At 61.7% G+C, this 15,422-nt stretch carries 12 protein-coding genes; 11 read left to right on the forward strand and 1 reads right to left on the reverse strand.

Annotated elements, in window-relative coordinates:
* Position 1: 1 nt before the first annotated feature.
* A complete protein-coding gene (locus DMP08_RS00425; protein WP_123191045.1) occupies positions 2–3,055 on the reverse strand; it encodes a molybdopterin-containing oxidoreductase family protein in 3,054 nt (1,017 codons plus the stop codon).
* Between the two features lie 376 nt (positions 3,056–3,431).
* Between DMP08_RS00425 and DMP08_RS00430 the strand changes: the two genes are divergently transcribed.
* The 11 genes from DMP08_RS00430 to DMP08_RS00480 all read left to right on the forward strand — a co-directional run bounded on the left by DMP08_RS00430 (position 3,432) and on the right by DMP08_RS00480 (position 15,389).
* A complete protein-coding gene (locus tag DMP08_RS00430; RefSeq protein WP_123191046.1) occupies positions 3,432–4,895 on the forward strand; it encodes a helix-turn-helix transcriptional regulator in 1,464 nt (487 codons plus the stop codon).
* Between the two features lie 6 nt (positions 4,896–4,901).
* The gene (locus tag DMP08_RS00435) at positions 4,902–5,435 is read left to right on the forward strand and encodes a LysR family transcriptional regulator (RefSeq protein ID WP_123191047.1); all 534 of its coding nucleotides are present in this window, start codon (positions 4,902–4,904) and stop codon (positions 5,433–5,435) included.
* A 122-nt stretch (positions 5,436–5,557) separates the two neighbouring features.
* The gene (locus tag DMP08_RS00440; protein WP_123191048.1) at positions 5,558–7,345 is read left to right on the forward strand and encodes a DEAD/DEAH box helicase; all 1,788 of its coding nucleotides are present in this window, start codon (positions 5,558–5,560) and stop codon (positions 7,343–7,345) included.
* Positions 7,346–7,387: 42 nt separating this feature from the next.
* Positions 7,388–8,149 (forward strand): MarR family transcriptional regulator, encoded by a 762-nt coding sequence (locus tag DMP08_RS00445; protein WP_123191049.1) that lies wholly within the window; start codon positions 7,388–7,390, stop codon positions 8,147–8,149.
* 14 nt (positions 8,150–8,163) lie between these two features.
* Positions 8,164–8,874, forward strand: a complete 711-nt coding sequence (locus DMP08_RS00450; protein WP_123191050.1) for a TorD/DmsD family molecular chaperone — start codon at positions 8,164–8,166, stop codon at positions 8,872–8,874.
* On the forward strand, positions 8,874–9,515 hold the full coding sequence (locus DMP08_RS00455) for a 4Fe-4S dicluster domain-containing protein (protein WP_123191051.1): 642 nt from the start codon (positions 8,874–8,876) through the stop codon (positions 9,513–9,515). Before DMP08_RS00450 ends, DMP08_RS00455 begins: the two co-directional genes overlap by 1 nt.
* A gap of 4 nt (positions 9,516–9,519) precedes the next feature.
* Positions 9,520–10,563 carry a 4Fe-4S binding protein gene (locus DMP08_RS00460; protein WP_123191052.1) on the forward strand — a complete coding sequence of 348 codons (1,044 nt, stop codon included), beginning with the start codon at positions 9,520–9,522 and terminating at the stop codon, positions 10,561–10,563.
* A gap of 4 nt (positions 10,564–10,567) precedes the next feature.
* The gene (locus tag DMP08_RS00465) at positions 10,568–11,830 is read left to right on the forward strand and encodes a 4Fe-4S dicluster domain-containing protein (protein ID WP_123191053.1); all 1,263 of its coding nucleotides are present in this window, start codon (positions 10,568–10,570) and stop codon (positions 11,828–11,830) included.
* A gap of 312 nt (positions 11,831–12,142) precedes the next feature.
* Entirely contained in the window at positions 12,143–13,000 is an 858-nt protein-coding gene (locus tag DMP08_RS00470; protein ID WP_123191054.1) for a hypothetical protein, read from the forward strand.
* A 484-nt stretch (positions 13,001–13,484) separates the two neighbouring features.
* Complete coding sequence (locus DMP08_RS00475; protein ID WP_123191055.1) at positions 13,485–15,077, forward strand: helix-turn-helix transcriptional regulator; 1,593 nt, start codon at positions 13,485–13,487, stop codon at positions 15,075–15,077.
* 90 nt (positions 15,078–15,167) lie between these two features.
* Positions 15,168–15,389, forward strand: coding sequence for a hypothetical protein (locus tag DMP08_RS00480; protein ID WP_123191056.1), 222 nt, complete (start codon positions 15,168–15,170; stop codon positions 15,387–15,389).
* The last annotated feature ends 33 nt before the right edge of the window (positions 15,390–15,422 follow it).

Genomic DNA, 15,422 nt, shown 5'->3' on the forward strand with positions numbered 1-15,422 from the left:
CTTACTCCCTCCCTTCGTAGACGGGCAGCCATTCCTTCAGACGGGGGTCGTCGGAGGTATGGATGATGGGCGTGCCGTTGCTGTCGCACGGCACCGGGTTGTTGAACGGCGAGTTCTCGGGCGTTGCCTTGTAGATCTTCACCTGGTAGGCGCGCAGGTTGGACGTGCCGGAGTGCGGGTCCTGGGCGTCGTGGTCGATCAGCTGGTTGACCTGCGAGAACTGGAATCCGTGACCAGCTTCTTGCACCTCGGGGTACCACCAGGTGTGCTCGAGGTTGATAACGTCCTCGTCCACGCCGTAGTACAGGTCGGCCACTTCGCGGATCTTGCCCCACTCGGTCTCGATCCATACCCAGTCGCCCTGCTCGATGCCGTATTCCGCAGCCGTCTTGGGGTTGATCTCCACGCGGGGGACCGGCCACAGCTCGCGGCACCAGGGAAGCTGGCGATGCTCGGAGTGGAAGTACACCGGAATGCGGCGGCCGGTGGTGGCGGTCAGCGGGTACTCCTTGATGCGGTCGCCGTCCTTCGGGCCATGAGGCGGCTCGACCCAGCTGGGCAGCCACCAATCCTTGCGATCGGGATGGTGGGATTCCATGACGGTGGACCAGATTTCCTGCTTCATCGTGGGGGTGAACCAGCCGGGCTTCCAGTCACCGATGCCCTTGCCGGCCGTGTAGTCCAGGCGGGCCCATACGCGGTCGCGTGCGCGCATCGCGCCGGTTTGGTAGCGGCGGTACGTGCCCCAGTTGCGCGGCTCGATGTCCTTGGCCTGCCACCAACCATGCTTCTGGAAGGCTTCTACGTATTCGTCCCACGTCTTGTACTTGGGCTTGACTTCCGCCATCGGAACGCCGTGGCGCTCGTAGGTGGGAACGCCGTTTTCAACGTGCCACGTGGTGTAGGTCAGCTCGTCGTCGGTCAAGAGCTTGATGGAGTCGTCAAGCTGCCACTGGATGTCGGGCCACTCGTTGCCCGGCTCGTCGGTCCACTTCCACTTCATGCGGCGCGCCAGATCCATGACGATCTCGGGGTCGTATTTGGCTTCCGCGGGCGGCTGCACGCACTTGACGGTGGCGCCCATGGCGCCGGCGGAACCCTGGCTGGCGCGCGGCGAGTTGAGCTCGATCCAGTGCGCAACCGGCAAGATGATGTCCGCGGTGTCGTTCTGCGGCGTGTGCCACAGGTTGAGGTCCACGAAGAAGTCCAGGGACAGCAAAGCTTCCCAAGCGGTGGTGCTGTTGGATTGGCTCATGAAGTTGCCGGATTCGTTCCACAGCGCGCGCACCGGGTACGGGTCGCCCGTGAGGACGGCGGTCCACAGCGAATGGCTGTCGCACCAGTACTGCCACCAGCTGATCAGCGGGAACTTCTCGATGCCGATCTGCTTCTGGTTGACTTCCGCCGGCGGGGTGGATGCGCCCGGAGCCCAAGCGCTGAAGCCCTGCAGGTCGCCGTCGATGGGGACGATTGTCGGACCGCGGTTGCCGCCCGGGGTGTCCATGTTGCCGGTGATGCCCACCAGGTTGTCGAAGGCGCGGCAGTTCTGGATGGCGTTGCAGCCGTGCTCGACGGCCAGCATGTACTGGATACCGCCGTTGCCGTAGCCGGTGGACGGGTCGAGGCGCGTGCCGTACGCCGTGGCGGCGGCTTCGATCTCGGAAGCGGGGATGCCGGTGATTTCCGCGGCTACCTCGGGCTTGAACTCGGCGGCACGGGCCTTGTAGTGCTCCCAAACCGGCTTGACCTTGTGCTTCTTGCCGTCTTTGAGCTCGATTTCGAACTCGCCCTCAAGAGCGGGGTCGATGGCGGGATCGAACGGCATGGGGTCGGGCAGCCAGCCCTGCGTTTGGCCGGGCAGCAGGTTGTCCTGCGCGGCCTCGCGGCCCTGGCGCGCCTTCTCGGAGTCGTAGTTCTCGCCTTCCCAGAAGCCGCCCGTCTCATCGATAACGCCTTCCTGGTCGGCGTTGAACCAAGTGAAGGGACCGTACTCGTGCTCGATGCCCTGGGCCTTCAGCTTCTCCCAGTTGTTGTCGTACACGAGGAACTTGTAGGGGCTGCCGCCCTCTTTGACGTCGCTCTCCTTGAGCAGGTGCGTCTTCACGTCCCAGTACGAACCGTCGGTGCGGACCGTGGGGAAGCCGGACGGCTCGATGTCCTCGCATACGAGGAACGGCGCGTTCGTCCATTTCTTGACGTACAGATCGTCGTAGAGCTTCTTCTCTATGATGACGTTGGTCCAGGCCAGCGCCAGTGCGCCGTCGGTGCCGGGACGCAGGTGCTGCCAGTAGTCGGCTTCCTTGCCCATGTTGGCCATGCGGGGGTCGCAGCTAATGTGGATGTCGGCGCGCGACGCGACGTCGACCGTGGTGCGGCAGGAGTCATCGTAGTTGGACAGCTCCGACGCGCCGCCCCACTGCACGTATACCTTCGGGCGGGTGATGGTTTCCATCCAGGACATGGCGAACTGCGACACCATGGTGGTGGCGAAGTGGCGCGGGCCTTTGCAGATCTGCCACGCCTCGATGTTGTTCGGCGTTTCCAGCATGTTCTTCAGAATGGACTCGGAGTGCATGCACCAGATGCGCGAGGTGCCTACCTGGCAGGCGATAGACTCTCCGCCGTACTTGCCCTTGATCTCCATGAAGTTGCTGATGATGGTTTCCATCGCTTCGTCCCATGTGATGCGCTGCCAGCCGGGCTCTTCGCCCTTGGGGTTGGTGCGCTTCATGGGGTAGTGCAGACGATCGGGATGGTACGCGGCCTGAATGGACGACTGCGACTTCGTGCAGCAGTTGCCCATCGACTGGTACGCGCCCTCGTCGCCCTCGATGCGGATGGCGCGGCCGTTCTGGACGATGACCTTAACGCCGCATTCCATCTTGCCGCAGCCGCGGCAGCAGGTCTTCACGGCGACGGTGTCGTTGCCGGAAACTTCGCTGTACGTCTGGTCTGCCAACGCCGTACGCGTCGACGCGCCGAACGCGGCGACGGTTGCGCCCGTGATGGCTGCGGTCTTGACGAACGTGCGTCGAGACATGGTCAGTGTATCCATACTCCTCCTCCTTCTCCTTGCTTCTCGTCTTCTCCTCGTTTGCGGATGAGAGGGAAGGGGGCTGCCGTGGGCCGTGGCCCGACGGTGCAGAGTCCCTCGTTTCCGCGGTCATGACCTTACGGATGCGAGGGGGTTGCGAGCATCGCTTAAAGCTTGCGAGGGCGTGATCAACGCATCATAAATTCTTATGATTTTGCAATCATGAAAAAGAGTAGGCACGTTTGACCTGGTATTTTATTCAGCGGTCTCTAAAATATCTCGAAACTAGGATAAATGTGTCCACGAACGCGCGCACTGCTTTTTCGTATAATCGAACGCGCCGGCAGAGGGGCTGGCGCAAGAGGCGTTTCTCATTGGCTCGAGGGGTGGGGGGAGCATGGAGCAGCTTCGTACTGCATGGGATTCCACGTTGGGAAAGCATCTTTCCCTGAAACGCGTAGCGGGCCTGGCCTTGCTGTGGCTTTGGATGATCATGATGTTCTACAGCATTGTGCCGTACGGGTTTTCGTCGGACGTGCGTGGTTCTTTGTACGCGAGTTTGCTTGTATCGCTGGTGACCATGGTGGTTACCATGCTGTTCGTGGTTGTGATCGTGCGGCGCGAGCGGATATGTCGGAACCGGTCTGTTGTGGCGGGGTCGGCTGTGATGATGTGCTTGGGCAGCGCGCTCACGCCGTTCTCCGATCCGAACACGCCGACGGGCATGCTTGTTCTGGGCATCAGCGCCATCATGACCGGCACGGGGTCCGCCGTTTTGTTCCTGTGCTGGATTGAACATCTGTCCAGTTTGGGCGGACGTCTTGCCCTGGTGGAACTTGCCTTGTCGCTGTGCATGGCGTTCATTGCGGGCTTCATTCTCATTGCCACTCCGCCGCTTCCCGCCATCGTGACCGTAGCGGCGGTTCCCGTTGGATCGGCGTGGCTGCTTCGATCGTGCTCGCAAAGCGACGCTCAGCTTGTCAAGGAAACCGAAGAGCCTTTGTCTCGGAATACGATCGCGCTGTTCGTGAAGTCGCTTGCGGGGGCGGCCCTTATCGGCGCGCTGGCGGGCTTTTTCGACGTGGTCTCGGGGTGCAAAACCTATGAAGTGCAGGATATTTTCGGAGCGTACCTGTTTCTTGCCGGGTTCATCGGCGCGCTGACGGTGTGCTTGATCGCGGTGTTTCTGCATCGCGACAGCATATTCTTCTCGTATCGGCTTTCCATGCTCATGCTGTGCTTGGGCTGCTTGTCCACGCCGTTTCTGGCAGACAACAACACGTATTCGAGCGCGCTCATATTCGGCGGGTACCACTGCTACGTCATGGTGCTGTGCGTGGTGTGCATCGACGTGGCAACCAGTTTCAAGATTGGGGCCGCACGGGCGATCGGGCTGGGATTCGTTGCCCTGTACGGTGGCGAAACCATGGGATCTTTGTTTGCTCATTCCCTGGAGGCTACCGGCATTCCCTTGTTCGACCTCACCGTGGTGACGTTGGTGGCCGTATCGATCCTGTTCATTGCGCATCTGTTCCTGTTTACGGAAACCGACCTGATCAAAATAGGCATTGGCGAAGTCAGCATGGTTGCGCCCGTTTCGGAGGACGTCGAGGAAAGCCGGGAGAGCCAGGTTGATCCCTGCGATGTTATCGCCGGTCGCTTTGGGCTTTCGCCGCGCGAAACCGACGTTTTGCCGCTTTTGCTGGAGGGGCGAACCATATCGCGCATTCAGGAGACGCTGTTCATATCGGCGGGAACGGTCAGTACGCACATCAGGCACATCTACCAGAAGACCGGCGTGAACAACCGCCAAGAGCTGATCGATTTGGCGCACGGCTCGCTCGAGGACGGGGCGGTTTAGCGCGCGATGGAAACGACTTACCTTCACGAATACGTATGCGTTGCGCGGCTGGGCAGTTTCACGGCTGCTGCGGGCGAGCTGCATCTTACCCAGTCGACGTTGAGCAAGCACATTGCCGTGCTCGAACGCGAGTACGGGGTTGATTTGTTCGTGCGCGAACGCAGCGGCGTGCGGTTGACCGAGGCAGGAAGGGTTCTGTATGCCCAGGCCGTGAAGCTAGAACGCGTGCTTGCGCAAACCCGAGCGCTTTTGCAGGCCGTGCCTTCGGGGGTCGTTTCCGATATGGGCGTGGCCTGGGACGTTCGACGCAACACCGAGCTGCGTTGCAAGTGCCGTCGAGCGGCCGAGAAGTTCGGTTTGACCGATCGGGAAGCAGGGGCGCTCGTTCTTTACCTGGAGGAACGCGGGTTCGACGGCATTCAGGAAGAACTGGGTGTCGGGCGCGATGACGTGGCCGAGGTTCTGGGCGGCGCGTACCGGAAGCTGGGCGCGGAGGGCAAGCAGGACGCCCTTGATCTCATCCATTCCATTTCGGAATGATCGTAGACCCGACCGAAGCGGTTGGGCATACTGGGACGGTAGCTGAGCACTTGATACGAAGCTGGGGGGCTTCAAGGCAGAGGGCTTCATCTTTGGAACTGCAAGAAGATGGAGGCCTGACAATGAGTGCTGATACTGTTGCATCAGTCGAAGACGTGATGCGATTTCTTTTGGATTTGGACGACGGCGCCTGTGCGCGCATCGAGCGTCCTTCATCCGTCGATCTCACCGATGCGTTTCTTGCGAAGGCGAACCAGCGGGCTGCTGCCGGCGCGCGCGTGCTCGTCGTGTGCGCAGACACCGTGGCCGAGCGCCGCTACCTTGACCGCTTGCCCGCGTATCCGGCTTTGGACGCTGCCGCCGTTTCCACGATGGAACGCGTTGCGCTTAGCGTGGCGGCGCTGGACGAAGTGCGCGCGGCGACGAATCGCGATCCGCGAATCCTGGACGCCAACGAGCTCGACGTGCTCATGGAGGACATGAAGGTGAGCGGCCTCAAGCCGCGTCGCCTGCGCGAAATGCTCAAATTCTTCTACAAAGGCTTGAGCGAGTATGCCAACGAGCAGAACGATTGGCTGATCAACTACGAAGAGCAGCATTTGTTCGCCATGCTGTCGGAGAACATGGAAGTGCGTCGCGCCATGCTTCCGTTCGAGGTGTCGGCCTTGGCGTATCGCGGCATGGTAGATGCGGGCGTCGAGCGCGAGCCTTTGACGGTGCTCGTGGACGACTACGGCACGCTGAGCAAAGCGTCGCAACGGCTTATCGAGCACCTCGCCACCGACGGGATGGTGGTTGCAGGAACGACTGCCCCCGTATGCAACGCCGAGGAAGCGTATCCGTGCGGGGAGGGGTTTAGAACGTTTGCCGAGCGTCGCGATGCTGCATGCGTGCGCGTGGGCGAAGCCGCCCAGCCGGTGCGCACGTGCGCGGTGCTGGACAGCCCGGTGGACGAATTCGCGTTCGTGGCCGATGCCGTTGCGCAGCGCTTGGAGGAGGGCATGGACCCGGACGACGTGCTGGTGGCCGTTCCCAACAAAACATGGGCGTCCCAGATTGCATCGGCGCTCGAACGGCGCGGCGTGGCCGTCTGCGTGGACGCAGGACCTGCGAAGATCAAAGGGGATCCTCGCACGCCAGGCGAGTTTTCTCACATGAAGCTCGCCTCTTTCCTGCGCTTGCTGAGAAACCCGAACGACTTGCCGGCGTTGCGCTCATGGCTGGGATTCGGCGATTGGCTGCTTCGCTCCGATGCGTTTTTGGAGCTTATGGCGTATGCGCGCAACCATGAGACGACGGTGCCGCAGGCTATTGCGGATTTACGTCGCGTGCCCGATGCCGAGCGCGCTTCCGAGGTGTTCGGGAAGCTGGACGCTCCGTTGGACGAGCTTGCCGCCCTGCAGGATGCTTGTCGATCCGGTTTGACGCGCGACCAGGCCATCACGCTGTTCGAAGGCGCTGGCATGTTGCTTACGCCTGCGCAGCAGGCGCTGTTGGGCGACGATCCCAACCATGCTGACATTGACGGACTTGCCGCGAGCGCGTTCGGCGGCCCGGTGCGATCGGGCGACGGGACCGGCGTGGTGGTTGCGCCGTACCGGCGCTGCCACGGGCGCTTCTCGCGCGCGACGTTCGTGACCGGCTTGGTGGGCGGGTTTCTTCCAGCGCTTGACGCGGTGGACGACAAATTCACCATCGACCATCGCCGTGCTGCCCTGGAGCGCGAGCGCGCGCTGTTCGAGGACGTTGCCGCTACGGCTCAGGATCAGACGGTATGCACATGGTTCAAGCGCGACCTCTTGGAGAACACCGCATCGTTGAACATGCAAACCGGGCGCGTGTTCGTGAAGGATGACGTGCGCTACGCGACGCTGGTTCCCTCCGAGTTCGTTTCCGGCCTGACATCTTAGCAGGACAACTTCTTTGCACCGTTCAATTGAAAGGAACATGATATGAGCGATATGGACGTGTTCGTTATCGACGACGATTTCGACCCCCTGGCTGATCTCGAGTTGGTGGAGGAGGGCGAGGGTCAGGAAACCGACTACATGCCTCCCATCCCCGACGCCGACAAAAGCGTGATGCCTGAAGTGATTCCCCTGACGCCCCAGGAGCGCATTGAAAAGCTGCTGGCGGGTATTCCGGGGCAGCAGTTCCGCTTGCTGCGTGCAGTGGAGCTGTGCGCCGAGCCGAAGACGCTCGACGAGGTGGTGGAGGTTCTTGACGTCGAGTATCCGCAGCGCGCGAGCGTGTACGACGCCGCGCAGGTGGTGCGGCTGCTGGAGCGCGACGGCGCGCTGGAGCGGCTTGAGGACGAAGCGTCGGCCGATGAGCCGCCGGTTGAGCAGGATCCGGAGGCGGACTACCTGGTGGTGACGCCTGCTCCCTTGGCTCGCTTCGTTGCGACGGAGGCGGGGCTGCAGGCGGTTGCCGACCATGTGGGAGAGCGCGTGGTCGTGGACATGTTAAACGAAGAGCCGCAGTACCTGCCGCTGTACCGCACCATTCTTGAGATGTGCTCGGTTGAGGGCGGCGGCAGCACCAAGGAGCTGAACGCGGTCGTCGACGTGGACCCGCTGTGCGAGGAGCCGCGCCGTTTCTGCACGTACTTTTTGGGCAAGCTCGAAACCGCTGGCGCTTTGGTCTGGCGCGATGCCTGGGTGGTTACCGACTTGGGCGCGCGCGTGTTCGCATCCGATATCTTCGCAAACTAGAACGGGGGAGCATCATGTCTCAGGATCAGGAAATCAGTTTCGTCGACGTTCTGCGCGGCCGCATGGCAACGTACCAGTTTCTCTCGCGTTTGTTTCGCGTTGAGGTCGACCAGGAGCTCTACGACACGCTGCTGGCGATGCGCTTCCCAGCAAACACCGGAAACAACCTGGTAGACGAGGGGTATCGTCTGATATGCGGGTACTTGAGCCGTGCCGACGGCCCGGTTCTCACCGAGCTGGCCGTCGATTACGTGCATGCGTTCATCGGGTCGGGCAACGACGGGTTCTCCGCTGCGTATCCGTTCGAGTCGGTGTACACCAGCCCGAAGCGCCTCATGATGCAGGACGCGCGCGACGAGGTGCTGGTGCTGTACCACGCCGCCGGCTTGGACAAGCAGGAAAGTTGGAAAGAGGGCGAGGACCACATTGCGCTGGAGTTGGAATTCGAGCAGATTCTTATAGAGCGCGCCGTTTCGGCATGCGAGGCCGATGACGAGGACGCGTGCTTCAAGCTGCTTTTGTCGCAGCGCAACTTCCTGGAAGATCATTTGTTGGCGTGGTACCCCATGATGGCGAAGGACATGGAAAAATTCCCCAAGACCGACTTCTATCGCGGGCTGGGCAAGCTGACGTTGGGCTTTTTGCAGAACGACCTGGAGTTCCTTGACGCTGTTTTGGCCGAAAGGAAGGAAGCGGTCGCTGCTGTCGAGGGCGAGGTTGCGTAATGGCCGCTCATGACGAAGAGGTTGAATCCGGCGCCGGCCCTGCGGTGTCGCGCCGCACGTTCGCTTTGGGGGCGGTGGGGGCATGCGCCGTCATCGGCCTGGGCGGAGTGAAGTACCTTCCCAGCAAGACGTTGCTGCGCCCTCCGGGAGGCCAGGACGAAGAGCAGCTTGTTCGAGGCTGCTTGCATTGCGAGCGGTGCCGAGAAATATGCCCGAAGCATGCCATCGCCCCTGCTCATCTGGAAGACGGCATCTTGAACGCCCGTACGCCGCGCATGGATTTCAAGGCGGGTTGGTGCGATTTCTGCGAAAACGAGCCGGGCGGTCCGAAGTGCGTGGCCGTGTGCCCCACCCATGCGCTTTCGAGTCCTGATCCGTCGAAAGCCATCATCGGCAAAGCGGTGCTCGTGCGTGATTGGTGCTTGGCGCAGCGCGGAATGGGGTGCCACGAATGCGTGGACGTGTGCCAGTACGAGGCGATCGAGCTGGGCTACGACGGCGTTCCCGTAGTGGACATGGACGCCTGCAACGGATGCGGCGCGTGCGAGCTGGCGTGCATTTCGTTGAGTGCGGGCTCCATTGGCGTGGGCGCGACCGATCGCGCCATCGTCATCAGGCCGGTCGATGAAGTGGAGGCGTAAGGCTATGAAGAAGTTCAACACGTACCGGCTTCGCTTTCTGATCATGCTGGCCGTTGTTGCGGTTGTCGCCATGGGGTATTTCACGGCGGGCGGCATCGGCAACCTGTGCGGCATCGGGTTCGAGTCCATTACGCTTTTGTGCCCGCTGGGCGCGCTTTTGGCTATGATAGCGGAGCGGACGGCCATCCCGATGGCCGTTGTGAGCGTGGTGGCCGTGCTTGTGGCCTGCATTGCTCTGGGAAAGGTGTTCTGCTCGTGGGTGTGCCCGGTCCACTTCATGTCGGGCTTGCGCCGAAAGAAGGACAAGAAGGCTCCCGGCAAGCGCGCAGCCGAAGGCGCGGCTCACCTGGCTGCGGAGGCGTCGGATGCCGCGGAGGCGGAGGCGTTTCTCGAGCCTGCTCCCTTGACGGCGTCCGAGCGCAAGGCTTTGGGCGGGTGCGCAACCTGCGCGTCTCCGTGCGGAAAGAGCAAGGGCGTCAAGATAGACAGCCGTCACGGCATTCTGGCGGCCGCGCTGGGCTCGACGCTGATCTTCGGTTTTCCCGTGTTCTGCCTGATCTGTCCTATCGGCCTGACGTTTGCCACGGTGTTGCTGGTCATGCGCTTGTTCGCGTTCGGCGATGTCACGTGGACGGTGCTCGCGTTTCCCGCCATCATCCTTATCGAGATACTGTTGCTGCCGAAATGGTGTCAGCGTTTCTGCCCTCTAGGAGCTTTGCTTTCCCTGTTCAGCGGGTTGAACCGAACGTTTCGCCCCCAGGTGAACGCGGAGACGTGCCTGCGCGAGTCGCAGGGGAAGGCGTGCAACCTGTGCGAGAAGGCGTGCCCTGAGGGCATCAACTTGCACGACGTTGCGGCGGGGGAGACGACGCTCAACGATTGCAGCAAGTGTCGGGCGTGCGCAGACGTTTGCCCCGAGCATGCCATCACGTTTCCCCTGTTTCCGAAAAAGACAGCGCAGATATCGATGATTACTGGCGAAGCCGAGCCTGTTCGGGCGGATGGTCCTGCTGACGAGGCGGCCTCGTTCGAGGCGGAAGGGAGGTAGCGCTATGTCCTTGATCGACGGTTTGCTGGCGATGTTGGGCGCTATCGAAAGCGATGCGCTGGCCGTGCGTGAAGAGCGGTGCATCTCGGTGCGCAATAGAAACGCGTCGTGCTTGCGGTGCGTGGAGGCCTGCACGTCGGGTGCGATAGCGTATCGCGACAACCAGCTGAAGGTGGAGCCCGATCGGTGCATAGGCTGCGGGACGTGCGCCACTGCGTGCCCGACCTGCGCCATCGAAATTCGCAACCCCACCGATGACGAGTTGACCTCCTTGATCAAAGGATCGATCGTGGCTACGAAGGGACATCCGGTCATCGCGTGCGAAGCCGCGCTGGTCGCTTTCGAGGCTCAGGCTGCGGCGACTGCGCAGAAGACGCGCAAGCCGTTCGGCGCGCACGGTTGCGAAGAGCCGGCTTACGACGCGGCGTGCGTGGTGGCGTTGCCGTGCCTGGGCCGCGTGGACGAGTCGGCGCTGGTGGGAATAGCTGCCTACAAGGCGTTTGACGCTACGCTTGTGTGCGGGGATTGCGCGTCGTGCGCGCATGCGCCTGGCGGCGCGCTGGTTCGCCAGGTGGTTGATAGTGCGTGCAGCATGCTGGAGGCGTTCGGGTCAAACATGCCTGTTGACCTGGTTGACCAGGTGCCGGAGCGCGTGCGCTGCGTCCAGGGGGGCGTTTCGCGCGATGCGGGAGGCGTGTCGCGGCGCGACTTTCTGCGCACGGCGAAGGACGGGTCGGCGCGAGCGGCGGGTGCGGCTGTGCAGCAGGAGGTTGCTGCGGTTTTAGGGGAGGATGCGAAGCCGGTGCCTGTTGCCTATCGAAAGGTGAACAAGGACGGCACGCTGTCGCATTTCGTTCCCACAAGGCGCTTGCGTCTGTACAACTATCTGAAGCACATCGGAGAACCTGTGGCCGACCAGGTGGAGACGCGCGTGATCGGTGCGGTTTCGATCGATGCGGAGAAATGCAGCGCATGCCGCATGTGCGCCGTGTTCTGCCCGACCGGGGCCATCGTGAAGATGGACGAGAGCGACGCGTTCGGCGTCATCCATCGTCCGAGCGCCTGCATGCAGTGTCGCCTGTGCGAGCGCATCTGTCCCGAGCAGGCCATCAAAGTGAGCGGCCTTGTTCCCATCAGGCAGTTCATGGGCAAAGAGGCCGTGTGCTACGCGATGGAGCGTCCTTCGTGGACGCCGAACCGACCCGCGTCGATGTACGATAAGGTGCATTCCATGATCGGCGAGGATTTGGAAATGTGCATGTTCTAAGCAGTTCCGGCGGCCTGGCGGCCGTCGGAACTGCTCGACGCTGCGGGACGTTGGGATACCCAATCTTGCCCCTTTTTCGCTTACCCTCGCGTGCAAAAGCACGCTCGGCCGCGAAACGGCGCAACCTCGGGCATCCCAACGGCCCTCGCTGACTTACTACGCCAACCTGGTTTGTTGGTCCGATAGCCGATGGAACCCCCCCCCTCGCTGGCTTGCTGGGTCAACCTGGTTCTGGCGTCTGTTTGTGGGAGCCGGGTTATCGTTGCGGGGCAGATGATTCGACACGTTTTCTGGAAGAGATTGAGGATGGGTATGATCAAGTACACGCTGCCGGATTTCACGGTGGGATTGGGGCTCAACCTGTTCTTCATCAGGCTGCTTGAACAGCGCCCCGATTGGTTCCAGGACGGCGTTGCCATCGACAGCGTGTACGGATGCTTTCCCGATTGCATCATGAACGGCGGTCGCGCTTACGTGCGCGAACGTGCGTCGAAGGCGCAGATGGACGAGGCGTTCTCGTTGTTGAGCGAGCACGGGGTGAAGCCGCGGATCACGTTCACGAACATGCTTGCCAAAAGCGAGCATCTGAGCGACGCGTACTTCAACGAAATTCTGGAAGCCGGCGCGCGGCACGGAGCTGAGGCTATCGTGTATGCGGATGCTGTGGGCGATTACATTCGCGCGAACTTCGGAATGAAGCTGGTGCTGTCCACCACGCGCGCGATCGAGGATGCGGACGCGGTGAACCGCATGCTTGATCGCTACGACTACGTGGTGCTCAACTACAATCGCCACAAAGACCCGGCTTTCCTTGCGGCCATCGAGGATGCCGCCCGGGTGGAGGTGATGGTCAACGAGTTTTGCCAGCGCAATTGCCCGCATCGCCAGGAGCACTATCTCCACAACAGCCAGGACCAGATGTCGGGCGCCATGCGGCCGTTCGAGTGCATCGCGCAGCGCGCCGACTTTTTCGACCACAAGCCTGGTCATCCGGTCATGTTTACCGACGACGAAGCGCGTGCGCTGCATGATGCGTACCGCATCGAGCACTTCAAGATCGTCGGGCGTGGCGTGCCGTTCGCTACGGTGCTTGAGGCGTATGCGTACTATCTGGTGCGGCCGGAGTATCGCGAGGACGTCAAGCGCCTGGTCATGCGCGCTGCAGGATAGGCGTTTGCTCGCAGGCTGGTGGCGTTGCGGGCCGTCGCCCCGAACGGCACCGGGGAAGGCTGGGCGCAAATCGGCACCCATGACAATTTTCGAGCGTTTGGAACGAGTTTTTCGGTACCAACAGCATCTAAAACCCCAGATGACGGAATTTCACGAGCCTTCGCATGGCGAAAAATGCTGGTGAAAATTGTCATGGGTGCCGATTTGCGCCCAGCTTTCTGGAAGGGCTCTGCGGGGCGAGCGTCAAATTCCAACAGTTCCGGCTCCGCGTCGCGCGGATCGCCGAGCGGGTCGTCGGGAGGCAGCATAGCGCGGGGATCGCCGGCGGTGCGAAGGCTCTTCTTCTTGTCGGGCGCCCCCATCTTGTGCGGTCGACTGTTCGCCCATTGTGACAGCTGCCCTTTCGGTGCGAACTCTTTTGCCAAGTGCTGCCCGCTGTGGTACAAAGTCAGGGCGTGAGCGACGGTGAAAGGGGACGGGACGCATGGTTGAGAGCGTGCAAGGACGGCGCGAGCGGTCGCTCGTGGAGGCGGTCGAGCGGTTCTCGCCGCTTCGGCGTTTGGGCTGGGCGTTTTTGCTCGCTTGGGTGTTTTGCGTGTTCTACACCAATGCGGTGAGCGGCTATACCGGTGCGAAGGCTTCGATGCTGACGGTAGGCGCGGGTTGGGATCTGTTCTTTACGGGGCTGCCTGTGTCCATGTCGGTTGCCATGCTGGCGCTTATCGTGGTGTTGGAAAAGCGGCTGGGGTCGCCCACGCAGCATGCGTCGTTGTTCTGGGTTGCGCCGTTGGCTACGGCAATCTCTACGCCGCTTTTGTTCTGCGAGTTGCCCAGCTTCGCTGCAACGACGATGCTGTTCGTGACGGGTGCGGTGCTCACGGGCTTCGGCAGTGGTTTCATGTGGGTGATGTGGGGCGAGTACTACGCGAAGGTGACGCAGGAGGAAGTAGAGTTTCTTGCGCCGACGTCGGCGGTGATGGCCGCTGTGCTCGTGCTTGCGGTTTCTGCGATGCAGGGCTGGATAGCGCTTGCGGTGGTGACGACGCTCCCTCTTCTTTCGGGCCTATGCCTCTTGCTTTCTTGGCGCGATGCGCAGGAATGCGATGCGCCGGCCGAGTACCGAAGCGCTACCGAACGGCGCGCGTTTGTCGAGGCGCACGATAGCGCGCGAAAAGGGCTGCCGCGCGTGTTGAAATCGATGGGTCGGGCTGGGTTTGGCATTCTTGCGGCATGCTTGTTCGTGTGCGTCGGAGGTTCGTTTTGGACGGGAGCTGCGGGGCAGGATGCAACGGCTTCCCAGATGGCGATTGTCGTGAGCATCGTGTTCATGCTGATGGTTGGCTTATCGGCTACGGCGGGGCCGCGTCGCGTTTCCCTGTCGTTTCTGTACCGATGGATGTGCCCGGCTCTTGTCGTGGGCTTCGCTGCGTTCATCGTGTTGGGAGAGGAGACGGGTGCGTACGTTGCTTACGTAGTGGCCATTGCCGCACGGTTCGCGTTCTGCTTGATCACGCAGATGTATTTCGCGCGCTATGCCGTGCAAGGTGCAGCTACACCGGTGCAATCGTATGGCTTAGGGTGGATTTTCGTGCATCTTGGCGATCTGCTGGGCGTGGTCGCGCTTGTGCTGGTTGAATCCGGTGTGGCGGCGAACGCGTTTTCGATTGACCAGGTGGCAGCTGTGTCTATCGCGCTATTGGTGAGTTCCACCATGTTCGTGCTGAGCGACGGGCGTGCGTTTGCTTTCGACGCGCGCAAGGAGGAGTTCGCGTCGCTTGAGGCTTCTTCCGGTTCGGTGGCGTCTGCGCATGCGGGATGCACGGACGCCGCTGCGGACGTGGATGCGGCTACGGCTGGCACTGATGAGCTGAGCACCCGTATTCTTGAGCTTGCGGAACGCAGTGGCCTTACCCCGCGTGAGACCGAAGTGTTCGATCTGCTGGCGCGCGGACGCTCTATCCCTTACGTGCGCGACGCCCTGGTGATCTCGCGCGAGACTGCCGCAACCCATGCCAAGCACGTCTATGCCAAGCTCGACGTTCATTCTCGTCAGGAACTCATCGACTTGGTGCATTAGCGACCCGGTAGCATTTTAAGTGCAACATTCTTCACATCCTTGTAAGTGCATTATTTTGTACATATATGGGCAAAGAGTTTGGCGTGTCGGGTGTCGAACAACAGCCTGTTTGCTTTGCTCGGGCACGTAGGATTCGAGTGTCCTGGCGCCGTGCGATTCTGCGCCGATGAGGCTGGGGAGAAAACGAGATCGGCAAGCCGAGTGTCCGCCATGTTCGTCGATTTGGGGGATTGCGATGGTGCAGGCGAACTGAGGAGGCGCCTTGCCAAGCCGGTCGAAGAGTTGTGCAGCAAGACGCTCGCCAAGCTCTGAAAGCCAGGAAGGCCCCGGACGGGGCCTTCCTGC

Source organism: Paraeggerthella hongkongensis (assembly GCF_003726035.1).
Taxonomy (GTDB): Bacteria; Actinomycetota; Coriobacteriia; order Coriobacteriales; family Eggerthellaceae; genus Paraeggerthella; species Paraeggerthella hongkongensis.